General features: G+C 68.8%; 21 protein-coding genes. 8 read left to right on the forward strand and 13 right to left on the reverse strand.

All coding sequences use genetic code 11. The annotated features are described in order from the left end of the window. Positions 1–18 precede the first annotated feature (18 nt). Both ABZV34_RS24715 and ABZV34_RS24720 read left to right on the forward strand, forming a co-directional pair. On the forward strand, positions 19–624 hold the full coding sequence (locus ABZV34_RS24715) for a GNAT family protein (RefSeq protein ID WP_356280553.1): 606 nt from the start codon (positions 19–21) through the stop codon (positions 622–624). A 91-nt stretch (positions 625–715) separates the two neighbouring features. Continuing rightward, a complete protein-coding gene (locus tag ABZV34_RS24720; RefSeq protein WP_356280555.1) occupies positions 716–1,651 on the forward strand; it encodes an NUDIX domain-containing protein in 936 nt (311 codons plus the stop codon). 152 nt (positions 1,652–1,803) lie between these two features. Here ABZV34_RS24720 and ABZV34_RS24725 read toward each other — a convergent pair whose 3' ends face one another. The 10 genes from ABZV34_RS24725 to ABZV34_RS24770 form a co-directional block, all read right to left on the reverse strand. Beyond that, the gene (locus tag ABZV34_RS24725) at positions 1,804–2,163 is read right to left on the reverse strand and encodes a hypothetical protein (RefSeq protein ID WP_356280558.1); all 360 of its coding nucleotides are present in this window, start codon (positions 2,161–2,163) and stop codon (positions 1,804–1,806) included. 42 nt (positions 2,164–2,205) lie between these two features. Further along, on the reverse strand, positions 2,206–3,675 hold the full coding sequence (locus tag ABZV34_RS24730; RefSeq protein WP_356280561.1) for a hypothetical protein: 1,470 nt from the start codon (positions 3,673–3,675) through the stop codon (positions 2,206–2,208). 202 nt (positions 3,676–3,877) lie between these two features. Beyond that, on the reverse strand, positions 3,878–4,411 hold the full coding sequence (locus ABZV34_RS24735; protein ID WP_356280564.1) for a hypothetical protein: 534 nt from the start codon (positions 4,409–4,411) through the stop codon (positions 3,878–3,880). Between the two features lie 44 nt (positions 4,412–4,455). Further along, complete coding sequence (locus ABZV34_RS24740; protein WP_356280567.1) at positions 4,456–5,466, reverse strand: GNAT family N-acetyltransferase; 1,011 nt, start codon at positions 5,464–5,466, stop codon at positions 4,456–4,458. Then, a complete protein-coding gene (gene trpA / locus ABZV34_RS24745) occupies positions 5,463–6,377 on the reverse strand; it encodes a tryptophan synthase subunit alpha (protein ID WP_356280570.1) in 915 nt (304 codons plus the stop codon). The genes ABZV34_RS24740 and trpA overlap by 4 nt, the downstream gene beginning before the upstream one ends. Further along, on the reverse strand, positions 6,374–7,681 hold the full coding sequence (locus ABZV34_RS24750; protein ID WP_356280573.1) for a hypothetical protein: 1,308 nt from the start codon (positions 7,679–7,681) through the stop codon (positions 6,374–6,376). The genes trpA and ABZV34_RS24750 overlap by 4 nt, the downstream gene beginning before the upstream one ends. A 42-nt stretch (positions 7,682–7,723) precedes the next feature. Then, the gene (egtD, locus tag ABZV34_RS24755; protein WP_356280576.1) at positions 7,724–8,740 is read right to left on the reverse strand and encodes an L-histidine N(alpha)-methyltransferase; all 1,017 of its coding nucleotides are present in this window, start codon (positions 8,738–8,740) and stop codon (positions 7,724–7,726) included. Beyond that, positions 8,737–9,996 carry an MFS transporter gene (locus ABZV34_RS24760; protein WP_356280578.1) on the reverse strand — a complete coding sequence of 420 codons (1,260 nt, stop codon included), beginning with the start codon at positions 9,994–9,996 and terminating at the stop codon, positions 8,737–8,739. The genes egtD and ABZV34_RS24760 overlap by 4 nt, the downstream gene beginning before the upstream one ends. Next, a complete protein-coding gene (locus ABZV34_RS24765) occupies positions 9,993–11,240 on the reverse strand; it encodes an MFS transporter (RefSeq protein ID WP_356280581.1) in 1,248 nt (415 codons plus the stop codon). Before ABZV34_RS24765 ends, ABZV34_RS24760 begins: the two co-directional genes overlap by 4 nt. 293 nt (positions 11,241–11,533) lie before the next feature. After that, positions 11,534–11,908, reverse strand: coding sequence for an SH3 domain-containing protein (locus ABZV34_RS24770; RefSeq protein ID WP_356280584.1), 375 nt, complete (start codon positions 11,906–11,908; stop codon positions 11,534–11,536). Between the two features lie 231 nt (positions 11,909–12,139). Here ABZV34_RS24770 and ABZV34_RS24775 point away from each other — a divergent pair, with 231 nt between their 5' ends. From ABZV34_RS24775 to ABZV34_RS24795, 5 genes are all read left to right on the forward strand, one after another. Beyond that, positions 12,140–12,298: a hypothetical protein gene (locus tag ABZV34_RS24775; RefSeq protein ID WP_356280587.1), complete on the forward strand. Its 159-nt coding sequence runs from the start codon at positions 12,140–12,142 to the stop codon at positions 12,296–12,298. A gap of 457 nt (positions 12,299–12,755) precedes the next feature. After that, the gene (locus tag ABZV34_RS24780; protein WP_356280590.1) at positions 12,756–13,394 is read left to right on the forward strand and encodes a hypothetical protein; all 639 of its coding nucleotides are present in this window, start codon (positions 12,756–12,758) and stop codon (positions 13,392–13,394) included. A 170-nt stretch (positions 13,395–13,564) separates the two neighbouring features. Then, positions 13,565–14,134: a toxin-antitoxin system, toxin component gene (locus ABZV34_RS24785; protein ID WP_356280593.1), complete on the forward strand. Its 570-nt coding sequence runs from the start codon at positions 13,565–13,567 to the stop codon at positions 14,132–14,134. Continuing rightward, the gene (locus tag ABZV34_RS24790) at positions 14,134–15,402 is read left to right on the forward strand and encodes an MAB_1171c family putative transporter (RefSeq protein ID WP_356280596.1); all 1,269 of its coding nucleotides are present in this window, start codon (positions 14,134–14,136) and stop codon (positions 15,400–15,402) included. Before ABZV34_RS24785 ends, ABZV34_RS24790 begins: the two co-directional genes overlap by 1 nt. A gap of 264 nt (positions 15,403–15,666) precedes the next feature. Beyond that, complete coding sequence (locus ABZV34_RS24795) at positions 15,667–16,848, forward strand: DUF6545 domain-containing protein (protein ID WP_356280599.1); 1,182 nt, start codon at positions 15,667–15,669, stop codon at positions 16,846–16,848. A gap of 66 nt (positions 16,849–16,914) precedes the next feature. Here the strand turns inward: ABZV34_RS24795 and ABZV34_RS24800 are convergent, their stop codons facing one another. The 3 genes from ABZV34_RS24800 to ABZV34_RS24810 form a co-directional block, all read right to left on the reverse strand. Next, positions 16,915–17,469 (reverse strand): hypothetical protein, encoded by a 555-nt coding sequence (locus ABZV34_RS24800; RefSeq protein ID WP_356280602.1) that lies wholly within the window; start codon positions 17,467–17,469, stop codon positions 16,915–16,917. Then, positions 17,456–18,874: a pyridine nucleotide-disulfide oxidoreductase gene (locus ABZV34_RS24805; protein WP_356280605.1), complete on the reverse strand. Its 1,419-nt coding sequence runs from the start codon at positions 18,872–18,874 to the stop codon at positions 17,456–17,458. Before ABZV34_RS24805 ends, ABZV34_RS24800 begins: the two co-directional genes overlap by 14 nt. Positions 18,875–19,124: 250 nt before the next feature. Further along, positions 19,125–19,484 carry a hypothetical protein gene (locus ABZV34_RS24810; RefSeq protein WP_356280608.1) on the reverse strand — a complete coding sequence of 120 codons (360 nt, stop codon included), beginning with the start codon at positions 19,482–19,484 and terminating at the stop codon, positions 19,125–19,127. Positions 19,485–20,132: 648 nt separating this feature from the next. On the opposite strand from ABZV34_RS24810, the gene ABZV34_RS24815 reads away from it, so the two are divergent. Next, positions 20,133–20,606 (forward strand): lamin tail domain-containing protein, encoded by a 474-nt coding sequence (locus tag ABZV34_RS24815; protein ID WP_356280611.1) that lies wholly within the window; start codon positions 20,133–20,135, stop codon positions 20,604–20,606. Positions 20,607–20,770: the final 164 nt, after the last annotated feature.

Here is a 20,770-nt window from a genome sequence, read left to right on the forward strand (position 1 = left end):
CGAGACGGGAGTCTCCCCATGCCCGGCACCACGCTGCCGCCCCACCTGCACGGAAAACGGCTGACGCTTCGCCCCTTCACACCTGCGGACGAACCTCAGATCGCCCGTTCTCTCGCAGATCCCGAGATCGCCCGCTGGGCCATCGGAGCCGGCCTGCGTGCCGTTCCCCCCGTTGAGTGCCCCGCCCGCTGGCTCCAGGTCCGCATCACATCCTGGGCCGCCGGCATCCCCGTCTTCGCCATCGCCGACAGCGCCACAGACGCCCTGAACGGCTACATCGGGCTGCGCAGCATCCACAACGGCAACGCCGTCGTCGGCAGTTGGATCGCCCCATGGGCGCGCGGCCGAGGCATGGCCGCAGGAGCCCTGATCACCGCCGCCGCATGGGCCCTGTCCCCCACGTCCGACAACGGTCTGGGCCTGCACCGAATCGAACTGCACCACACCGTCGGCAATCCCGCCTCGTGCACCGTCGCCGGTAAAGCGGCTCTCACTTTGGAGGGCACGATGCGGCAGGCGACCGTCGACGGGCACGGCGTCCGGCACGACTCGCATCTCCACGCCCGGCTGGCCACCGAGCCTGCCCCCCTTCGAGGGCGGTCCGGCCGAGTTTCGCCCACGTGAAAGATCCGCCATGGGACGATACGTTCCCCGGGACAGCCGGGCGTGTCTGGTCACCAGCCGTCCCCGCCGCCACGCACCGTGAGGTTCACTCGTGTCCAGCCGATCCGCTCTCCGGCCCGTGCTCTTGGCCTACCTCTCACGCCATCCCGCGGAGAAGAGCCGACTCGAGGCGCTGACGACAGCACTCGACACTGACGCTGACGCCACGGAGGCCGACGGACTGTCCATCTCCTGCACGGCCCTGGTGATCGACCAGAACCGCTGTGTCCTGGACGTCCCGGCCGCGGCACAGGACGTGCCCGAAACGCCGTCCACGGCCTGGTGCCCCGACGACCGAAGCCTGCTCGCGACCGCAATCCGCGCCGTCCAGGAACAGGCCCAGATCCAGCCCGCCGCACTGTGTCTCACCCCTGAACACACGAACTCCCCCACCGACATCACCGTGAGCATCGACGCCGCCGGGAATCTTCACGCCGACGTCTGCTTCGCCTTCTACCTTGCGCCGAGCACCCGCAGGACTCCCAGGCCTGCGGGCGAGGCGACGTGGCGGCCCGCCGAGCAGTTCACCGCCAGGCCGGCGGCCCTCACACTCAAGAACCTCGACGGTCAGGCAGTCCCGCTCAACGCCTCGGTGGTCATCTACAACGACCAGGGCGAGTACCTGCTGCACCTGCGGGACATGCGCGAGGGGATCTGGGCACCAGGATGCTGGGCCCTGCTCGGCGGCAATCGCGAACCCCAGGACCTGACCCTGGAAGACACCGTCCGACGCGAACTGAAAGAGGAAGCCGGCCTCGTCCCCCAGCACCTGGAGATGTTCGCGACCGAGGAAGCCATCACCCCGGACGGACTGGCGATCCCCGTCCAGATCTACGCTGCCCGCTGGAACGGCGACCCCGCCCGGCTCCCCCTCACCGAAGGCGTCATGCTCGCCTGGTTCCCCCCGGAAACAGTGCCCCGGCTGCGCCTGGGCGGCGGAACCCTCGATCTCGTACGACGGCACTTCCGCAGTCGCAATGCCGCCTGAAGCGATCCAAAGGAGCCATCATGAGGCTCGTGCCAGAAACGCGGTGTTCTGACCGGACCCATTGAACGTCAGAGGGAACCGCGGAGTCGTCGCAGCAGCCTGGGCGGAGCGCCTGTTGTGTGAACGAGGTGAGGCCACCTCTACGAGGCGGTTCAGGCGTCACCGTCCGGCCTTTGCTGGTCAAGGGATGCCCGGAAAGCTGCCAATGCGGCCTGGTGCGTCTGCTCGATGCGGGCGGGGTCACGTTGTCCGTCGCCCCCGCTGCGCTTGCCTGCCTCGGTCAACATTGCGTTGAAGGCCCGCTGGCGCCCCTCCGGTGAGGCCTGTCGGCCTTGCGACTTCAGCAGTTCCACCAGGGCGAACAGCTTCCTGTCGTCGCCTGTCGGGGTCACCCGACCTGCCGCTGCCTGGTCGAGCATCCACTGCACGCGGTAGGCGTCGAACTCCTCGGCATCCTCCCACTCGCGAACCGCGGCACGCAGAGCCTCATCGTCCAGCCACTCACCCTGCACCGTGCGCTCCCCTGCCGCCTCCCTGATCTCTGATCATGGAGGCTAACGCGGATCCACTTCGCAGCCGACGATGGAATCCTGCCGCCACTCTTCCGACCACCTCTCGCGCAGCGCGTCACACGCCCGCGCCGCCTTCGCGTGCTCGTGAAGGCTGCTGAGCCACGCACTGTCGGCAGCCGCGAGGCCGCGCCCGTGACCCGGTTGCTCTCTCAGGGCACGGGCTTGGTAGATCTCTCTCGGGGTGGGTGCGTCGGCCCAGGTCTCAGCCGGCAGGGATGCGAAGAAGACTTCCTCGGGTTCGCGGAGCATCGGCCGGTACACGTGCCGGGTCTCCTGCTCACGCCGGTGGCGTCGCCAGCGGGCGAGTTCGTCCCGCAGCGCGGACCGGGTCTGCGCTGCGTATCGCCAGAAGGCAGAGGACTGCCCGGCGCGTTCACGGAGCATGGCCTCGTAGCGGGATCCGTCGTCTCCGGGCAGGTCACGGGCGGCGGGCTCAGTAGGCGGGAGCTCGGCGCGCTCCTGCCGGCGGCGCAGTTCGTGGCACACATAGGCCGCGGCATCTTTCAGGTACGCGGGGACACCCCAGGTGGCGAGTTCGGCCGCGACCTGCACGGCGGTCCAACCGGCGCTGATGAGCGGGCGCAGGACGTAGGCGATGCGGCGTGAGCAGGCGGTGTAGAGCCACCACACCTCCCGCTGGACCTGCTCGGTGAGCGCGATGGCCTGCTGGCACTCAAGGGCCGTGAACGGCATGCGGGGCCTGCGGTGAGCAGCGGTCTGCCTTTGGGTGCGTCCCGTGTTCTTCTTCTCCCCCACGTCTACCTGCAGATGAGATGGAGCTGAGGTGACCACAACAGAAGGGGTGCAGCGCCGACCCGCCGTCCGGCGTGCTCGTCGTGCCTCTGATCGGGCTGCTGAGACGGCTCGGGCGCGCCCCTTGTCCGTGTAGCCGATCAGGCGGGCTCGGTAGCCGGTGTCGCTGATGCGGTGGCCTTGGGCGTGGTCCCAGGCGGGTGGGGCGACAGGCGCGTAGATGGTGGCAGTGCCGCGGTAGCCGTCGCCAGGGCTGAAAGTGTCACCGCGTCGCGTGCGCAGGATGTTGCGTTTCGAGCCGTGCTCGACCCAGGCGAGGAGGCCGAGCTCGCGCAGGTAGCGGGCATGGTTGAGGATCGTGCGGCGGCTGAGAGCGAGCTCGGCGACCGTCCCGTCGAGGTTGAAGGCGATGTGGCCGTGGCGGCTGCGGTGCATGCGCGCGGCGAACGCGGTCGCCAGGCGGATAGTCGTTGCTCCCGCTTTGGGATGGTGCCGCACCATGTGCCGGGCTGCGGCGAGGAAGGTGTCGGCGCGGCGGAGCTGGCGTGAGGCGGTGGATCCGATCTCCTGGGCTTCCCGTTCGGTGATCAGCGCGAAGCGCCGGTCCGCAGTAGTCGGCGAAGTCTCCCTGTAGGGTGCGGAGTTCGTGTTGTAGTCGTGTTTTCGGGAGGCGTGGCGGTCGGCGGTGTGGTCGGGCATGATGGAATCCGTCTCGGGGCTCGCCCCGTGACAGCACGAGGCTGGAAGGTCAGGTCCGGAAGGTCTTAGGTGCGTTGCTGGTGGAGGGGTGCGACCCTCGCGCTGGCGTTTGGACGGCAGTCGGCCTGGTCGCCACCAGGCCGTACGGCTGTGGGGCGGCTCGGCCTGCTGGCCGTGGACCGCCCCTTTTCCGTTGTTGGGCCTATCCCGCGACGAGGAGGGCGATGAGCACCGCGGCCCCGGCGAGGGGAATGAGCGCGATGTAGGCCTGCGGCCGCAGCAGCACGGGCTTTCCTGGTTTGAGGGATTTCCTTCCGGGCGGCGGCGTCGGGGCGGGCAGCGCCGTGAACTGCCGGTGGGCGGCACGGTTTTGGAGCAGGGCTGCGGGTGTGTGGAAGAAGAGGCTGAGGAGTCCCCACCAGCCCTGCCACAGGGTCCTGGTCGTCATGGTGCGCACCAGGGCGATGCCGCACTGACGGCACAGCGGCTGGTTGACGGTGCGGGTCTGTCCCCACAGGATCAGCCCGGTGTGGGACCTGATCTCCGTGCGGGTGACCGGGTGTGCCTGGCAGCTGTGGCAGCCGGATTCTGACGGTGCTGTCCGGCCCAGGGCGTGCCAGGGGATCGGCGTGTTCGCTGCGGCGATTCCGTTCCAGGGCTGGGTGGTGTACCAGGCCGGTGCCACGTATTCCGGCACGAACTCGTCGTCGCCAGAATGGGGGGTCGGGGTGGTCATGCGGGTGTTCCTCCTCCTGGAACCCGGTGCTGCGGCCGGGCGGTTCACGCGGCCGCGGGACTGACAGGGCTGAAGACCGCAGCCCGACCTGCTGGGCGTGGTGGCCCGTACTGGCCTCTGCTCGCGTGCGTCCGGCCGGTGGTGGGGTCGAGGTGCAGGGTGCGGATCCCGTCGTCGGTCAGGTCGTCGACGAGGTGGCGCAGCAGGGCGTGGCCGGGGGCCAGGTGTCGGGCGGCGGGATGGGTGGCGAGGGGGAGGGTGTAGCAGTGGTGGCCGCGGGTCAGGCACATTTGGGCGGCGACCGTGGTGTCGTCCACGCTGAGTGCGGCGATGGAGGCGTTCGCCGCGCCGAGGTCCTCCAGTACGGCTCCCCATGCCGTGTCATCCGCTCCGTCCTGCGGCGGACTCTGGTCGTGCTGAAGCTCAGCCCACAATTCGACCGCCGTCAGGAGGTCCTGGAGGTGCCGCGTGCGGGTATAGGTGATCGTGCGGTCGGCGGAGAGGCGCGTCCAGGTCCGGCGCCTGCGGGCGTGCTCGCGCTGGATGGAAGGCGGGAGAAGGTCGGAGAGGGCGGGCAGCGGCACGACGGTGGATGTCGGGATGGTGCGAGTCCATGAGATGTCGCCGGCGACGGTGCTCAGCGAGCGACCGAGTGTGCTGTCGGCCGGAACCGCCCGCATGTCGACGTCGGTCTGGTCGTGTTCGGCGACGAGCAGCAGATGGAACGCGAGAGCGTGGGCGACGTCGGGGTCGTCTGCGTGCGGGCCGACGGGGTGCACGGACCACGCGTGCGGCCACGACAGCGGGACGATGCGTGGTCGCGGCCCGTCCTCGTGCCGGGCCAGCGCCAGAGCGGCCAGGGTCCGTCCGGTCGGACTGATGACGGCCAGGACCAGCGGTGTCGCAGTGCAGGGGAGTTGCCGGGCCCACGCTATGAGCCAGCCCGAGGACTGAAAGGGGGTGGCCAGCCGGTCTTGGGCATACAGCTCCCGCCACTGGCGGGTGAGGAGCTCCATGGCATCCGGCCCGCGGTACTCGCGTAGGCACAGTGTCATCTGGTGACCTCGCCCTCGCCGGTGGTGGTGTGGTGGGTTCGGGGGCGGAGGGCGGCGGCGAAGTCGCGGCCGACGGCGGCCGCGGCGGCGGCGGTCTGCGCGCGCGGGTTGGCCTGCATGCGACGGATGACTGCGGAGCCGACGACCACGGCGTCGGCCCAGATGGCCGCGGTGCGGGCCTGTGCGGGTGTGGAGATCCCGATCCCGGTGGCCACCGGCAGGCTGGTGAGATTGCGTATGCGGGTGATCAAGTCGGCCAGGCGGGGGCTGACGGGCTGAAGGTTGCCGGTCGGTGTGTCGGTGGCAGCTGCGTAGAGCATGCCGGTGGCCGCGGCGACGGTGCGGGCCAGGCGGTCCTGCTGGGTGCGGTGGGAGACGAGGGGGATGGCGCCGAGTCCGGTGGCCCAGGCGGCGGCCAGCCACGGTGTCGCTTCCTCTATGGGCAGGTCGGGGATCAGGACGGCGTCGATGCCGGCGGCGGCCGCGGCCGTCGCGAAGCGCAACGGTCCATAGGCGTGCACGGGCTGCCAGTACGACATCGCCACCAGCGCAGCCGGTGAGCTCGACGACAGCTCGCGTGCCGCGGCGAAGACGTCCTCGATGCGGAAGCCCGCGTCCAGCGCGGTCTGGGAGGCCTGCTGGATGACCGGACCGTCGAGCACTCCCCCGGCGTACGGGATGCCCAGTTCGATCACATCGGCGGACTGCGCGAGCAGATGCAGCGCATCCATGCTGGTGAGCCGGTTCGGATAGCCCACGGGCAGATACGTGCCGAGCGCGCACCGGTCCTGTGCCTGTGCCGCGGTGATGACCTGGTGCAGACGTGATCCCGCACCGGCCTGATCCGTCCCGAGCGGCGCCCAAGGCAGAGCGGCGAAGGCGCCCTGCTCGGCGAAGGCGCGGGGGCTCATCGCGGGCCGCCCAGGTAGAGGCCCGAATCCTCAAGTCCGCGGATGGCCGCGTGATCGTGGTCGATCTCCCGCGGGTCTTCTGCCGCGAGCGTCAGGCGCCCCGGCGAGGTCAGCAGATCGACGGTGCGCTTGATCCGCCCGCCGGGCACGAGGTTGCCGACATGGCCGCGGACCGTCGGCAGGTCCAGCAGGGTGTTCACGAGAACTGGGTCGAGGATGCCGTCGTACGGTGCGATCAGCGAGACCCTCGCAACGGTCGCACGCGGCCGGTCCGCGGCGAGCCGGCGGGGCTTGCCGGTGACGACGGCGTGCACGGCGTCGCGGATGTGGTCGCTGCCCGTCGCCTCGCGCATGGAGTGCGGATCGTAGAAGCCCTCCGGTCGGGCCCCGGTCTCGATCATCACCGGGCCGCGGCCGGGTACGTACATCACCTCGGTGTGGGCGGGCCCGTTGATGATGCCGAGGGCGTCGAGGGCGCGCACGGTGTAGTCCGTCAGCACGCGCGGGACGAGCCGGTTGCGGTGGAGGAGGTCGAGACGGTCGTAGAGGTGGGTGCCGGGCGTGCGGCGGTCGGCCCAGCACTCGGTGACCGTGTGCCGGGCAGTACCCCGCAGGTTCGTGGCCGAGACGCTGTTGACGACGTACTGCGTGCCGCGGAGCCGCTCCTGAATGATCAAGTGATTGTTGAGGCCGCCCATCGCATTGGGGACCAGGTGGAGCTTGGTCCAAGCGGCCCGGATGTCGTCGGGGCCGGCGCAGAAGGCGACACCGTCGGATCCCGCACTGTCGGCCGGCTTCACCACGAAGTCCTCTACGTCCGGGAGGGATTGGGCCCAGGACAGTGCGTCCTGGAGCCGGTCGGCGCTCAGGCTGCGGGGTGCGTCCAGGCCAGCCTGTATGAGCGCGGCCGCCATGGCGCCCTTGTCCCGCCGCAGGTGGGAGGTACGCGGATCGTTGCCAGGAAGGTCCAGGCGCGAGGCGAGCTGCTCCGTGAGCGGAACCCCGATTTCAGTACCGGCGACCACCGCGGTGACGCGCAGCGCGCGCAGGGTCTGCGCGGTCGCGTTGAGGTCTCCGTTGTGGGTGACGACGCCCTGGTAGCCGATGGGCGCGATGCCACCTTGGTAAAGGGGAGGCAGTGCTGCCGTTGCGGGGCTGACCGCGACGCACTCCCATCCCCGGTGCACGAATTCCGCCCGGTAGTAGCGGCCGGAGCTGAACGGGGCGACCACAGCGACGCGGCCGCCGGAAAGTACGGCCGCTGCGCGCAGCGGCGAGGTGACGGTGAGCGAGGACGTGTCCATCTGCAACTCCAGACTGGGGATGAGTTGGGTAGCCGGGCGGTGTCAGCGGACGCAGGCGGTGATGCGGTCGGCCGCCGGGCGTAGTGCCGGCGCAGATCGTGACGGGGCGGCGAGGGCGAGTCCGTAGAGCTCGCCGGGCGAGGTGAACCACCGCATCAGGTCGAACCCGGCGGCAGCGAGCTCGCTGCGCACCCCGTCCTCGTGGAACTTCGCCGAGATCTCGGTGCGCAGCTCCTCGCCCTCGGTGAAGTCGACGGCGAGATCGAGGGCGGGGGTCTTCACGGTTTGCTCGGTCCGCGAACGCAGCCGCATCTCGATCCACTCGTGCTCGGCGTCCCAGAGGGCGATGTGGGTGAACGCGTCCGGGTCGAAGTGGGCGCCGAGCTCGCGGTTGACGACCGTCAGGACGTTCTTGTTGAACTCGGCCGTGACTCCGGCCGCGTCGTCGTACGCGGCGACGAGCACCGACTCGTCCTTGACCAGGTCCGTGCCGAGGAGCAGCGCGTCGCTCGGCTCCAGCCAGGCGCGGACAGAGGTGAGGAACGCGGTGCGTTCGGCGGGCAGCAGATTGCCGATCGTTCCGCCGAGGAACGCCACCAGCCGCGGGCCCGGCGTGTGGGGCAGGTGAAGCGGCGCGGTGAAGTCGGCGAGGAGAGCGTGGATGTTCAGGTCCGGGCGCTCGCTGATGAGGAAGTGTCCGGCCTGGGTGAGGGCGCTCTCGCTGACGTCGACCGGCAGGTAGGTGTGCAGTCCGGGCAGTGCGTCGAGGAGCAGACGGGTCTTCTCCGACGAGCCCGAGCCGAGTTCGACGAGGGTGCGCGCGCCGGTCGCGCGGGCTATCTCGGGGGCCTGGGCGGCCAAGATCTCGCGCTCCGCCCGGGTGGGGTAGTACTCGGGCAGTTCGGTGATCTTGTCGAAGAGCATGCTGCCGTGTGCGTCGTAGAACCACTTGGGAGGCAGTGTCGTGGGCGAGCAGGTCAGGCCGTGCAGGACGTCGGCACGCAGTGCGGCCTCGGTGGCGTCCTCGGGCAGGGTGCGGGTCAGGTGGAAGGAGCTCACAGGGTCGCCTCCAGGGGAGGTACGGGGTGTGCGTGAACGTGCGGAGCGTGGTCGTCGGCCTGGGCCGACCGCCGTTGCGCGGTGAGCAGGATCAGTACGCCAACTGCCGTGGTGGCGGGGAGGAAGAAGGCGTGCAGGACGCCGACGGCAGCGGTGCCCAGGGCGCAGCCGACATCGAGGGCGGCGACGAGCAGGGCCTGCGCCTCGGTGGCGGTGCCTCGTGGGGCGAGTGTCCCGGTCATCGCGAATGCGGCGGCAAGGAGCGGCGCCATGAACAGACCGGTGCCGGCAGTCGCGGTGAACACCGTGGTGGGGCCGCCTGCCACGATCACGACGAGCCAGCCCGCACTGAACAGGGCCGAAAGAACGATCAGTTGCGAAGGTGCGGTGCCGGGCCAGGACCAGGCTCCGTAGACCAGGCCGCCGAGGACGGCGCCGGCGGACAGGACTGCGGGGAGCCCTCCGGCCAGCCAGGGCGTGTGGTATTTGGTGGCGGCCGTGATGGCGAGGGGTGTGATGGCGCCGATCGGAACGCCGATGCAGACCATCGCGGCGTACAGGGTGCGCAGATGCGGGGACCTGAGCGGTTCCAGCCAGTCGCCCCGGCGCTTGTCGACGGGAGTCCAGGAACGGGAAGCGTGTGTCGTGACGACCGACGCGGTGCCTGTGATGGCGAGGACTGCCGTCACCAGCAGCGCCGCGGACGGGGAGGCCGCCAGGGCGATGCCCGCGACGATGACGGGTCCGGCGATGTAGATCATTTCCTGGCTTGAGGCGTCCAGGGCCAGGGCCGTGCGCTGGTGGTCGCGGGTCGGCATCACGGAGCCGGGGCCCATCCCCCACAGCGATCTGAGACCGGCTTCCAGCGGAGGCTTCGTTCCGCCGGCGATCGCCACCGCGGCGCCGACCTGCCAGAGCTGGCTCGATCGGGCAGCAACCGCGACCAGGGCAGCACAACTCACGAGGCTGCTCACTGCGAATACCGCGGTCTGTCCGTGCCGGTCGGCCTGACGACCGATCAGCGGGCCTCCGGCTGCGCTGGCCAGCAGGTAGAGCGCCGCCAGAGCCGCTCCACTTGCGGCGCTGGCGGCGTGGGTGCCTGCGAGGACGATGGCCAGCGGCGCCATCCCGTTCGGCAGCCGGCCCACGAGCGTCCCGGCCAGCAGTTGCTTCGCTTCCGGTTCGCGTAGGACATCCCGGTACCGCAGCCGTACTGACCTGCCTGGGGCCGGGGTCGCCGCCTTTGCGGCGGTCACGAAAGCTCGGTCTTCTGCGCACGCGGGTGGCGCAGCAGCGCGTGCAGCGGCAGGCAGGCGGCGGCGCCGAGGAAGCCGCAGGACAGCGTGGTGAGTGCGGCCAGTTCGCTGCCGCCGTGGGTGAGGGACCAGCCCGCGAGGGTGGGGGCGCACATGATGGCGGCGGCGAGGGTGGTGCCCCAGATGCCCGCGTAGGTGGCGCGGGCGTGCGAGGGGGAGATGCGGTTGACGATGTCGCCGGCCGCGACGAACGCGATGATCTCCCCGGGGACGGCGAGGAAGGCGGCGGCGCTGTAGCCGAGGGTGGTCGATGCCAGGCCCGCAGAGCCGATTCCGGCCCCGAGAACGAGTCCGCTCAGCGCGAGCGGCCCGACCATCGCAGTGGGGCGGGCCGCACGCCGCGCGAGCAGCGGGTTGAGGAGCGGGGAGATCGCCAGGACCGCGACGGCGCTCGTCACCTGAGTCCACCCGTACGAGGCGGCGTCGAGCCCGTCGGACGCCATCATCAACGGCAGCGCGGAGAACAGCGCGCCGACCGGAATCAGTGTCAGAAGGCTGGCCAGCCACAGCACCCACAGCCGCGGATCCGTGATCGCCTCCCTGTAACCGCCGCGCTCGACGACGTCCGTGCGCGTGGTGCGGGGAAGGACCCAGAGGACGATTACGGCGATCACGGCGCACACGGCGCCGTTGGCCCAGAACAGGGCGGGGATGCCGGTACGGCCGGCGAGTGCGCCGCCGAGGGCTCCCGTGGCGGCGGCGCCGACGTTCGTGGCGAAGTGCCGCCAGCCGTTGGCCTTCGCGCGCCCCACCTCGTCAGGGATGACGTCCGCGACCACCGCGGCGATGACCGGTCGCGGAGCGTCATAGACCGCGCCGGACACCGCTGTCGCCGCGGTCAGCGCGACGGTTGTGTGCACCTGGGCGAGCACAGGGAACGTAGTCGCGGCCAGGAGCATGGCGCCGGCGAGGGTGGCGCGTCGGCCGACGTGGTCGGCAAGCCACCCGCACAACATCTGCCCCATCAGCCAGCCGGCGCCGAACACCGCCAGCACGATGCTCGCCACAGAGGACGTCAAGTGCAGTCCGTCCAGGCGGTAGGAGAGGAACGGGTAGACGAAGCCGCCGGCGCGCACGGCGAAGGTGGTCAGTAGCAGTGCCCAGATGACGAGGGGCCAGCGGGCCGGGGTCGGTCTGGTAGTGGTCTGGGCGGGGACGGCAATGGCGATGGGGAGGGCGGACATGGGCAGCTCCAGGCAGTCTCCGGCGTCATGAGTCCTGGGCGTCGGAGGGCGCGGAAGGGGGTGGGGGAAGGGGTGCCGCCGGGGGACGACGGCACCCCTGGGAGACCGAGTACGCCCGCAGAGGTGGAGGAGACACACGGGCCCGCGCTGGCAGGACAGCGGGTTCGGTCCCTGCCCGGTCAGGCAGGGGGACTGCTAACCGGGGGACGAGAGGGGCAGGACGGGGCTGCGGCCGGTCTGTCGAGACGGGCCGCGTGGCTTCGCTCACCGACCTCACATAACGGTGTGTACGCTCAGCAGCCCTGGGTGCCCTTGTCGACCAACGTCCGCACGAAGGTCCAGTTGACCCATCCCGTGGTGCCTGCGGGCAGGCCGTTGCGCGACTTGGAGCGCAGGGTGACCTTGTACCACTCGCAGTTGCCGAACCCGCCCGGGTTCGTTGCGGTCACCCTGATCTTGTCCCCGGAGGCCACCAGCCCCCTGACAGTCGTGCTGTAACCCGGAGCGGTACGGAAGCGAACTCCGTTGCCGCCCTCTATCGTTGTGTTGTAGTCGCGCACGTTGTGCACGCTGTAGGCCGAGGCCGGGCTCACTGCCACAACGCCGAGAATCGCTCCGGCGGAGGCTGTCACGGCCGCCAGACGGCGCGACGCTTTGATTTTGGACACAGGTGTCTCCCTGAGATGTGCGGGGAGCTCGGTGCGCAGGCCCTGCGACGTTTGGGCAGTTTCTCCCGAAGGCGGGCAGGTCTATCCTGTGCCGTGGCAGCGTGCTCGCAACACGCGGCCGAGCTCCACCAGCGGTTTGGTTTGGGTTCTTGCTCTGGTGGTGCCATGACTCGTACTGAGTCGTTCAGTGGTGGCCGTTCCTTTGCCAAAAGGGACGGCCATCGCGTTGTGGTGAGTATTCGTGACAGGCGACCGCTCGCAACGGTCGACTGGACATGCCCCTACGGTTCAGCGACCCGGGCCGGCATCACCGTCAGCGCTCACGACGATCCGATGTTCCTGCGGCTGCACCAGGCCATGGACGTCGCCGAGCTGGGCTGCCTGGCGTAGAGCGCGGCGGCGCCGGAGGCGGGCCTGGTGTGTCCTTGCCTCGCGTGCGACTTCGTCGGCAACCCAGGCTTCACGGCGTCAGATGTGCCCGTGCAGACGGCGCCGGGGGCACGGCAGAGAGTATCCCCAATTGCGGCTTGCCGGTTCGTAGTGCGGATGGTGCGGACCCGGGCATATCCGTCCCTTCGTTGCGCTCCTGGCGAATGCATGCACTGTGCGGTGATTCCGTTACCAGGCGGCTTTGTTGCGGAGCTGGCGACGTTGTGCTGGGGCGATCGCACCGCCCCGAGTCGCGGAGCTTACGTGATGTGATCCTGCCAACCTCGAGCGACTGATGTCAACAGCAGTAGCCTTTGGAGGCTACTTGTGACGCACAAGGGCTGTGGTGGCGTGCCACAACGGATATGGTCTGCCTCAACCAGTCGGCCCCCCACCCAACATTTCAGGAGACCTGCCGGTGAGAGACCCGCGTCGTGCGCTCGCCGAGACACTGAGCCAGATCGATGCCCTCCTTGGGGAAGGGGCCAGTCGCGAGGATGCGCTTAGCGTGCCGGAGTTGTCCGCCGAAAGCGGCGTTCCGCAAGACGTCGTCAAGGCACTTCTGGACGGCCAGGCGGCTCCGCCCGAGGACATCACCGACCGGATCATCAGTCGCATCGTCCACCTGCGAGAAACACGGCGGCGCCCCGACGGAACTCAGCACTCCTACGAGGAAATCGCCCTTTCATTCGGGGCATCCCGGGCGTCCTTGAAGACCCTCGTCAGCCGCCAGCGGAAAGCGGCAGCAGCGGACCTGGATCCAGGGCTGCGGGGCCGCGCCAGCGGTCCGTTGGCGTCCACGACGGCCGGCGTCGAAAAGTTCTTCTTCGGTGAGCCCAGCGGCTGGTTGTCGGCGGAGCCAGAGTCTGCCCTCAATGACACCCTCCAAGGGGTGCTGGCCAAGCTGCGTGCGGCAGCGCGAGGCGAGCCGTACACCGCTCCTCGCGAATCCGCCATGCGAACGGCGGTCGCCCTGCCCGATGACAAATGGGAGCTCGTCCAAGGACTCATCGAGGCCCTGGAGAAGCAGGTCCGCAGGGAGCGCGGCTTCGATTGATGTAGCAGATCGCGACCGCCATGTCAGATTTGACGATGTGGCAAGGGCGTCGCGGCAGGAGGGTGAGCAGCGGCCGAACCGGTGCCGGTTCGGCTGTCTGACCAGACGACGGCTTCAAGGCGAGGGAACGGTATTCCGTGTCGCGAGTACGGACGCAGACAGAGCAAAGGATGAAGGCGCTGAGCTCCAGGCTGGTGGCCGGCCTCGCGCACGCCTCTCCCGACGACGACGGGCTTTTCGGTTCGCTGGAGACTCTTCTGAGCGACATGCGCCAACGCCCAGTGATCCTGAAGCGGACTGCGTTTCCGCCCGAAACGGCAAGTGGGCTGTGGGTGAACTTGCCCGACATGGACATCCTGGCCGTGCGCGAGGACACCACCGACGAAGGACACGCGCATGTGATCCTGGGCCATGAAATCTGGCACATGTTTCAGGGTCACTGCGCTGCCCATGCATCTGCGGGTCTCGCTGCCGCCCGCACCCAGTCCGGGGATACGGAGACCGTGGGTCGCGTCGCCAGGCACATCCTGGCCTCCGACGACGGGCGGTTGAGCAGCAGGGCGTACGGCGACCTCACAGGCGCGGCGCGTACCGGCTTTGACGCCGGCGTGGAGGCGGAAGCCGAACTGTTCGGGCTGAGGTTCGGCACGGACCTGCGGGCCGTCCGCAGCAGAACTCACCGGCAGCCCGACTCAGTAGCTGGACGTATCCAGGAGTCGTTGATGGGCCCCTGGGCCTGATGGACGTATGGATCTATTTCCTGGCAGCCGTTGCCCTATGGGCCGGCCTGGCCGCTCAGATTTCCGGCCTGCGGCGAGCATGGCGCGATCCCTTCAAGCGTGCCCTCTGCGCGGTGATATTCCTCGCGGGCTTGTGCTTTGCCCTTGGCGCTCCGCCGACCATCGCCTGGATCAACCGCACTCTTGGTGAACCCAACGCAGCGGCACCAGTGACCTACAGTACGGTGACGGCTTTCAGCGCCTCATCGCTGGCTCTCGTCATCAAGTGGCGCGGCGGTGACCCGGAACGGGTTCGGCGGCTCTCTCGGCGCTGGCTCGGCACCTACAGCCTGGTCGTCATCCTCGAAGTGATCCTGTTCGTGGTCGGAAGCGCGCCCACCGAGCGCCGCACTGACTTTGATACCTACTACGCCGGCACGCCGTTCATCCGCGAGATGATCCTCTTGTACCTGATCGCGCACTTTGCGGCCGCGTCGACCACCATGGCTCTCTGCTGGCGCTGGACCGGCCAGACCACCGGCTGGACCCGCAGGGCCCTCAAGCTTTTCGCGCTGGGCTGGCTGTTCAACTGCGCCTACGGGGCCTTCAAGCTGACCGCCATTTGTGCCCGCTGGACCGGCCGCGACTGGGACGGACTGAGTACTCAGCTCGCACCTCTGCTGGTCGCGGCCGGCTCCGCTCTCGTCGCGGCCGGCTACGTCGTGCCTGGACTCGGCCCGTGGTCCAGCAGCGCGCTCACGCTTGTGCGACTGCGGCCGCTCTTCCGGGTGTTGGTCGACCCGGCTGACCGGCGGCACACGGTGTCGCTGTCGTGGCGCTCACTCGCCGATGTGGAACTGCAGCTCACCAAACGCACCACGGCGATCCGGGACGGCCTCAGCCGCCTGACCAGCCACCTTGATGAAGACGTGCGCACCCGCGCATACAGCAGAGCAATCACTGACGGCGCCAGCGCGGCGGCTGCCGACCTCATCGGATCCGCAGCGATGGTCGCCGTCGCCGCAGAGGCCTGCTCCTGCAGCTCTGAACCACACGCCACCGATGCACTGCGGGTATCCAACGGGCCTGCGCGCGGACGGTTTTGGTGGATCTCCTTGGGTGCTGAGCAGACTGATCTCATCCGCCTGTCGCGAGCTGTTCGCACGCCCATCGTCAGGGCGATCGTGCGCGCCCAGGTTGAGCCGGGTGTCGGAGAGCGCAACGGCCACGACAGCCGAGACCTACCGGCCCACCCGCTGCGCAGGTTGCCTGGTTGGTTCTCCCGTTGAAGCTTATTCGGAAATCCAGAGGAATGTCGGCTTTCCGCCGGGAGTATCTCTATGAATCATCCCGGTAATACACAGATTGCTCCGCGCAGACTCCAGCACTGCACCAAAACCTGCAAATTGATTGACGGTACCGAACAGGAATCCACGGATTGGCCAAGTGTGCAATAGCATGCCCGTTAGCATGGACATGCCGCACCGTGTCGAAGCTTGCCGGTAAGGCGAGGCCGTGTGCACCGAGTCCACTCCCGGGGGCCAGCCCATCCAATGAACAGTAACTCCGGCTTCTACGTCTCCGGCGGACTACTACTGCTGGCCTGTCTCCTCAAGCTTCCGGCATTCATGCGTAACCGAGGGCGGGATTGGCTGCTCTCCTCGATCTGCGCGCTCCTCCTGATCGGCTCGTGCGTCCTGCTGACCGCAGCCCCCAGCTCGATCGTATTCATCAACCGTGTCACAGGCGTCGCCAACTTCGCTGCCGCGTTCATCTACATCCTGCTGACCTCGTTCTCCGGGGCATCAATCGTCCTCGTTCTCAACTGGCAAGGCGGACCCGATCCGGACCAGACACGGCGCCTGTCCCGCATCACTATCGCCGTATACAGCACATGCTGCCTTGTAATCGCGGGCCTTTTCTGGCTCGGCACCGCCGACATCGAGCAGATCCACACTTTCGATGCTTACTACGCCACCACCCCCTTCATTGGCGAGATGATCGTCCTTTATGTGCTCGCGCACGCGGCAGCCTCGCTGATCACCAGCCGCCTCTGCTGGCGCTGGTCACACGAGGTGCACGGGACGCTCCGAATCGGACTGCGCGTAGTGGCGGTGGGCTACCTGATGCACTGGGCGGGCTACGACCTGGCCGTGATGGGTGCTGTAGCCGCCCGATGGGCGGGTGCCAACGCCGACTTCCTCATCGACTTCGCCCGCGCGACTACCGGGCCCAGCGCGGTCCTTGTCTCGACCGGCTTCATCATTCCGCTCCTCGGCCCCCGCGGCGAGGATGCGGTCCGCTACTGGCGGCTTGCCCCTCTAGCCCGGGCTGTCCGCCCCGTCCACGGAGCTCCCAGCCCCGTCACACTGCCCTTGCCGTGGTGGAAACCGAACTTACAACTGCGGCTGACGCAACGGCAGACGTACATCTCCGACCGGATCGTCGCCTGCCGGGGCCACTTCGATACCCGCATCCGGGACGAGGCACGAGCAGCCGCTCTGGCAGAGAAGACCACAGAGGAAGCGGCCGCCGTCATCGCCGAAGCCGCCATGATCGCTGCCGCGGTCGAGCTGCACCGTTCGGCCAACGGCCACTCCCCTCTTCCGCCGCCTCTGGCTGCACCAGCCCGCGCGACCTTCCACGGCGACCTGGCCAACATCTCGCGGGCCCTGCGCTCCCCCATCGTCAAGAACGTCCGACGGCGCACACGCATGGACACGGCCACCGTGTGAAACGCGCCTAGTTCGCAGGTACGCCACGCGAGGGAGCTCCGGACGCGTGCGGTGAACGGCGGCGTCCTACACGGACGGCCCCATCGGCACGAGCGGTCCGTGCCAGGCGATCTGCTCGGCCCAGCCAGGTGGGAGTTCGCCTGGGGTGTGCACGGCGAAGTCGCTGATCTCGACAAGCTTTTCGGCTATTTTTTCGACGACCGGAAGGTACGTCGGGTCCTGGGGTACCGGGGCCGGATATTCCTCAAGGAACCACGCCGTGACGGCGTCGAGGAAGTCCTGGAACACGTGCCGCCACTCATCGTCCCGCTGCCACGGCCGCTCGGCCCAGCCATGAACGAGCAGGCACGGTGACTCCTGGCCGGAGGCGTGGAGTCCGGGGATTTCGGCGACCACGAACACCTCGGCAGCCACGGGATACCTGTCTGCGGTGCCAGCGCGCGTAAGGGTGCGGAGGTGGTCGGCGAGCTGCTGGGCCAGAGCCCGCCGACTCGTTCCCGCGAGCACATGGGGAATCAGGGTGAAACAGACGGGGCGCAGATCTCCTGGTGAGACTGTCGGCGCCGAAGCAACTTCGTGCTCGTCCAGTTGCGGCTGACGGGAGGACCTACGCTCGCTCATTCCCTGCTTCCTCTTCGCTTCGATCGAGTGCGTGCACCATGGCACGTTCATCTTCGGTCAGGGGCGGCCCCGACAGCGCAGGCAGGACCGGACCGGCCAGAGTCGCCCGCAGGAGGAAGGGACGCACCAGCCGGATCGCATCCTCCTGCAGCGTGGTGACAGCGCACATGGCGCTCGAGACGGCGTGCGAGGTGGTGGCCACCCTGGTCATACGGCGGGTGTACCGGGTCAAGAGACGGTCCATAACCGTGGGGGCGCTGCCCTGCACGCCCGGGAACCACCTGTCCTGAGAGGTACTCATAGCCCAGGCAGCCGCCACTGGCTTGGCGACGGCTCGCTGGACGCGCCGCGCGAAACCGGGCGTGTCCAACCCGCGTTGCTGCAGCTCCCGGTAAAGGGCTTGGGCTCCCAGCGCGGCGACGGACATGCCTTGCCCGTATACGGGGTTGTAGGTGGCGACGGCATCGCCCAGCACAACAAACCCCTCGGGCCAGGCAGAGGCCTTCTCGAAGAAGCGGCGGCCGTTGCGGGTGCTGCGTGTGAGCGTGACCTCGGAGAGCGGCTCGGCACCGGAAATCAGCTGGCCCACAATGGGGTGGCGCACATCACGAGCGAAGCGGACAAAACCCTCGGCGTCGGCGGGAGGCTCGCCACCTCGGGTCCCGCCCAGGCTGACCAGCCACCGATTGTCCTCGATGGGCACGAGATTCGCGGAACGGCCCGGCTCGGAGGCGAAGGGATCCGCCGTCACCTGGGTCACCGGGAACATCTCAGCACCCTCCGGGACGCGGTACAGGCGGCTGGCGTAGACGAGCCCGGAGTCGACGATGAATTCCGGCACATCCGTGATGCCGAACTCGCCGAGCCAGTGCACGGCCCGTGACCCGCGGCCGCTCGCGTCGATAACCAAGTCCGCGAAAACCTCCGCTTCCTCGTCGTCCGCGGCGGAGATGCGGACACCACTGACCCGCTCGGCGGTGCCCAGAAGCGCCACTGCCTGAGCGGTGCGTATCTCGATGCCAGGAGCATCCAGTACCGCGTCGCGCACGGTCCAGTCCAGCAGATCTCGGCTGGCGGTCAGCAGGAGGTGCTCCTGACGTCCCCAGCGCCGGAACCAGCCCTCCGAGCCGAGGGTGATGAGGGAGGTGAGGGAGGACTCGTGCGCACCTGCGGCGAGGAGCCTCTTGCGTATGCTCACGCCAGGTATGAGCGCCTCGATCGCATCCCGCCCGCTGGGCAGAAGGACGTGTGCGTGGTGACCCTGAGGGAGCCCCTTACGCGGCTGCGGGACATCCGCCAGGGTGTCGCGCTCAAGAATGGTCACCTTGTCGACGCTCTGGGACAGCGCGGACGCAGTAAGCATGCCCGCCAAGCCACCGCCTATGACGACTGCGCTACGCGACATGCTTCTCCTTGATCTCGGCGGTGGAGACTTCACCGTACCCTCACGCTCGGCGGCCACGTTTTGAGATCAGAAAAGAGAACTGCCGCGCGCGGACGGGCAAGTGACGCGCGTTGCATCAGCCTGGACGGCGCCAGCCCTTGTGTTCTCGAGATGGCTACGGTGCCCCGCAGGTGGAGGCTGGCTGCAGCGTGCAGATCTCGGACACCTTCTCTCCCGACGCCGAAGCGCGAGACGAAGTGGATGCAACGCGCTACGCGGCCAGGTCCAGGAGCGCCCACACCTGGCGACCGTCCACAGCTGTTTCCGTGCCACAGCTCACCGCGCCGAGCTCCCGCAGCCGGGACAGAACGTCAGCCTCCAGGTCCGGAGGCTGAGGCTGGTGGCTGAAGGCCAGCAGAAGGATCTGACCGTCCTGTTCGGCTAGGTGGAGACTGACGTGGCGGCCGCCGTCGGCGACGACCGTCGCCACCAGGTGCCGGACCAGGTCCTCAAGACAGTCGGGAGCTGTCAGTCCCCACTTCCCGACCCTGTCGGCCACCGCGGCGGACCCCTTGCGTGGCGCCCACGGCTGCGCCTCCAGGGACCATGCCGCGCCCTGACGGTTCCTCATGACCGGGCGGCCACCGCGGCCAGAGCCCTGACGGTGCGGCAGGGAAGAGGGACCCAGTCGGGTCTGCGGCGGGGGCGGCGACGGCGGCTTCTTCGGAGGCGGAGGAGTCCTCGGCGGATAGTCCGGGCGCGGTTTGATCGCCTCAGGCTCGGTGTTCGGCTCCATGGCGACCCCCGGCGTATGCCCCGTGCGTGGTCACCCATCGTAGAGGTGTCATCAGCTCTCCGGAATGAGATTGCCCGCATCCCCTCCTGCCGGCCGCCGTGCGGCGCCCACAAACTCCTGCATGGGGGTGAGCCGACGTGCGGATCACAGGCGCAGTCTGTGAACCACTTTCGAGTGACGGCTCACCCCAGCCGGACCGGCAGACCTCCGGCAAACTCCCGCGGACACCGGTCTCCGTACGGGTGCCGTGCCCGGCAGCACGTCAACCCGACGCATTCACCGCATGCATGGACGTTACCTGTGACCGTAACGGCGATGTAGACGATAAGTCACGCACGCTGATGTATCACCCATACCGGGCTGTGACCGGGGCAGGGTGTGGGTGTCGGCCGGCAAGGGCCGCCGCACCACCCGCACACCAAAGCCGCTCGCGCAGCCCCTATCGACAGCGCAGTGGAAGTGCCCGCAGCGCAAGGAGACTTCATGTCCGCATCAGCGTCTGTCCGTCGTCTCGCCGCTGCCGCTCTGACCGTCGCGGCTGTCGCCGGAGCGGGAGCACTGCCGGCCTCCGCCGCCGACCATGCGCCTCGCGGCCGGGCAGCGGTGAAGATCAGCCGCGTGCTGTACGACTCGCCGGGCCGCGACGACCGCAGCAACCGGTCCCTGAACGACGAGTGGGTGGCCCTCACCAACACCACTCGCCGTGCGGTCAACCTGGACGGCTGGACCGTGTCCGACCGGAGCGGCCACACCTACAGCTTCCGTCACTACCGCCTTGACGGCCGTTCTACCGTCCGTTTTCACACGGGCGTCGGCCGCGACACGTTCCGCGACGTGTACCAGGACCGCCGCAACTACGTCTGGGACAACCGTTCCGACAGCGTGATCCTCCGCAATGACCACCGTCGCGTCGTCGACGTCATTGCGTGGGGCGGCCACCGCGGCGGCCGTCACTGACCCGGCCCGGCCCGTGACCGGGTAGGTGCGGGCATCACCCGGGTGGTGCATCCGGTCCCCCCTCCGGATGCACCACCGGTCTGGCCGGCGCCCCGTGGGGAGGCGGCGGGCGAAGTCGTAACGGCGCAGCAGGCGATGGGCATGGCGTTGCCGCGCGGTGCGCG

Source organism: Streptomyces sp. NPDC005195, assembly GCF_040608315.1.
In the GTDB taxonomy this organism is placed as follows: Bacteria; Actinomycetota; Actinomycetes; order Streptomycetales; family Streptomycetaceae; genus Streptomyces; species Streptomyces kaempferi.

What these genes read in the sequence shown, in the direction of transcription:
- ABZV34_RS24715 (WP_356280553.1), top strand. Translation starts at nt 19, where the DNA reads ATGCCCGGCACCACGCTGCCGCCCCACCTGCACGGAAAACGGCTGACG.
- ABZV34_RS24730 (WP_356280561.1), bottom strand. Translation starts at nt 3,675, where the DNA reads ATGCCCGACCACACCGCCGACCGCCACGCCTCCCGAAAACACGACTAC.
- ABZV34_RS24735 (WP_356280564.1), bottom strand. Translation starts at nt 4,411, where the DNA reads ATGACCACCCCGACCCCCCATTCTGGCGACGACGAGTTCGTGCCGGAA.
- ABZV34_RS24740 (WP_356280567.1), bottom strand. Translation starts at nt 5,466, where the DNA reads ATGACACTGTGCCTACGCGAGTACCGCGGGCCGGATGCCATGGAGCTC.
- trpA (WP_356280570.1), bottom strand. Translation starts at nt 6,377, where the DNA reads ATGAGCCCCCGCGCCTTCGCCGAGCAGGGCGCCTTCGCCGCTCTGCCT.
- ABZV34_RS24750 (WP_356280573.1), bottom strand. Translation starts at nt 7,681, where the DNA reads ATGGACACGTCCTCGCTCACCGTCACCTCGCCGCTGCGCGCAGCGGCC.
- ABZV34_RS24765 (WP_356280581.1), bottom strand. Translation starts at nt 11,240, where the DNA reads ATGTCCGCCCTCCCCATCGCCATTGCCGTCCCCGCCCAGACCACTACC.
- ABZV34_RS24785 (WP_356280593.1), top strand. Translation starts at nt 13,565, where the DNA reads ATGAAGGCGCTGAGCTCCAGGCTGGTGGCCGGCCTCGCGCACGCCTCT.
- ABZV34_RS24790 (WP_356280596.1), top strand. Translation starts at nt 14,134, where the DNA reads ATGGACGTATGGATCTATTTCCTGGCAGCCGTTGCCCTATGGGCCGGC.
- ABZV34_RS24795 (WP_356280599.1), top strand. Translation starts at nt 15,667, where the DNA reads ATGAACAGTAACTCCGGCTTCTACGTCTCCGGCGGACTACTACTGCTG.
- ABZV34_RS24800 (WP_356280602.1), bottom strand. Translation starts at nt 17,469, where the DNA reads ATGAGCGAGCGTAGGTCCTCCCGTCAGCCGCAACTGGACGAGCACGAA.
- ABZV34_RS24805 (WP_356280605.1), bottom strand. Translation starts at nt 18,874, where the DNA reads ATGTCGCGTAGCGCAGTCGTCATAGGCGGTGGCTTGGCGGGCATGCTT.
- ABZV34_RS24810 (WP_356280608.1), bottom strand. Translation starts at nt 19,484, where the DNA reads ATGAGGAACCGTCAGGGCGCGGCATGGTCCCTGGAGGCGCAGCCGTGG.
- ABZV34_RS24815 (WP_356280611.1), top strand. Translation starts at nt 20,133, where the DNA reads ATGTCCGCATCAGCGTCTGTCCGTCGTCTCGCCGCTGCCGCTCTGACC.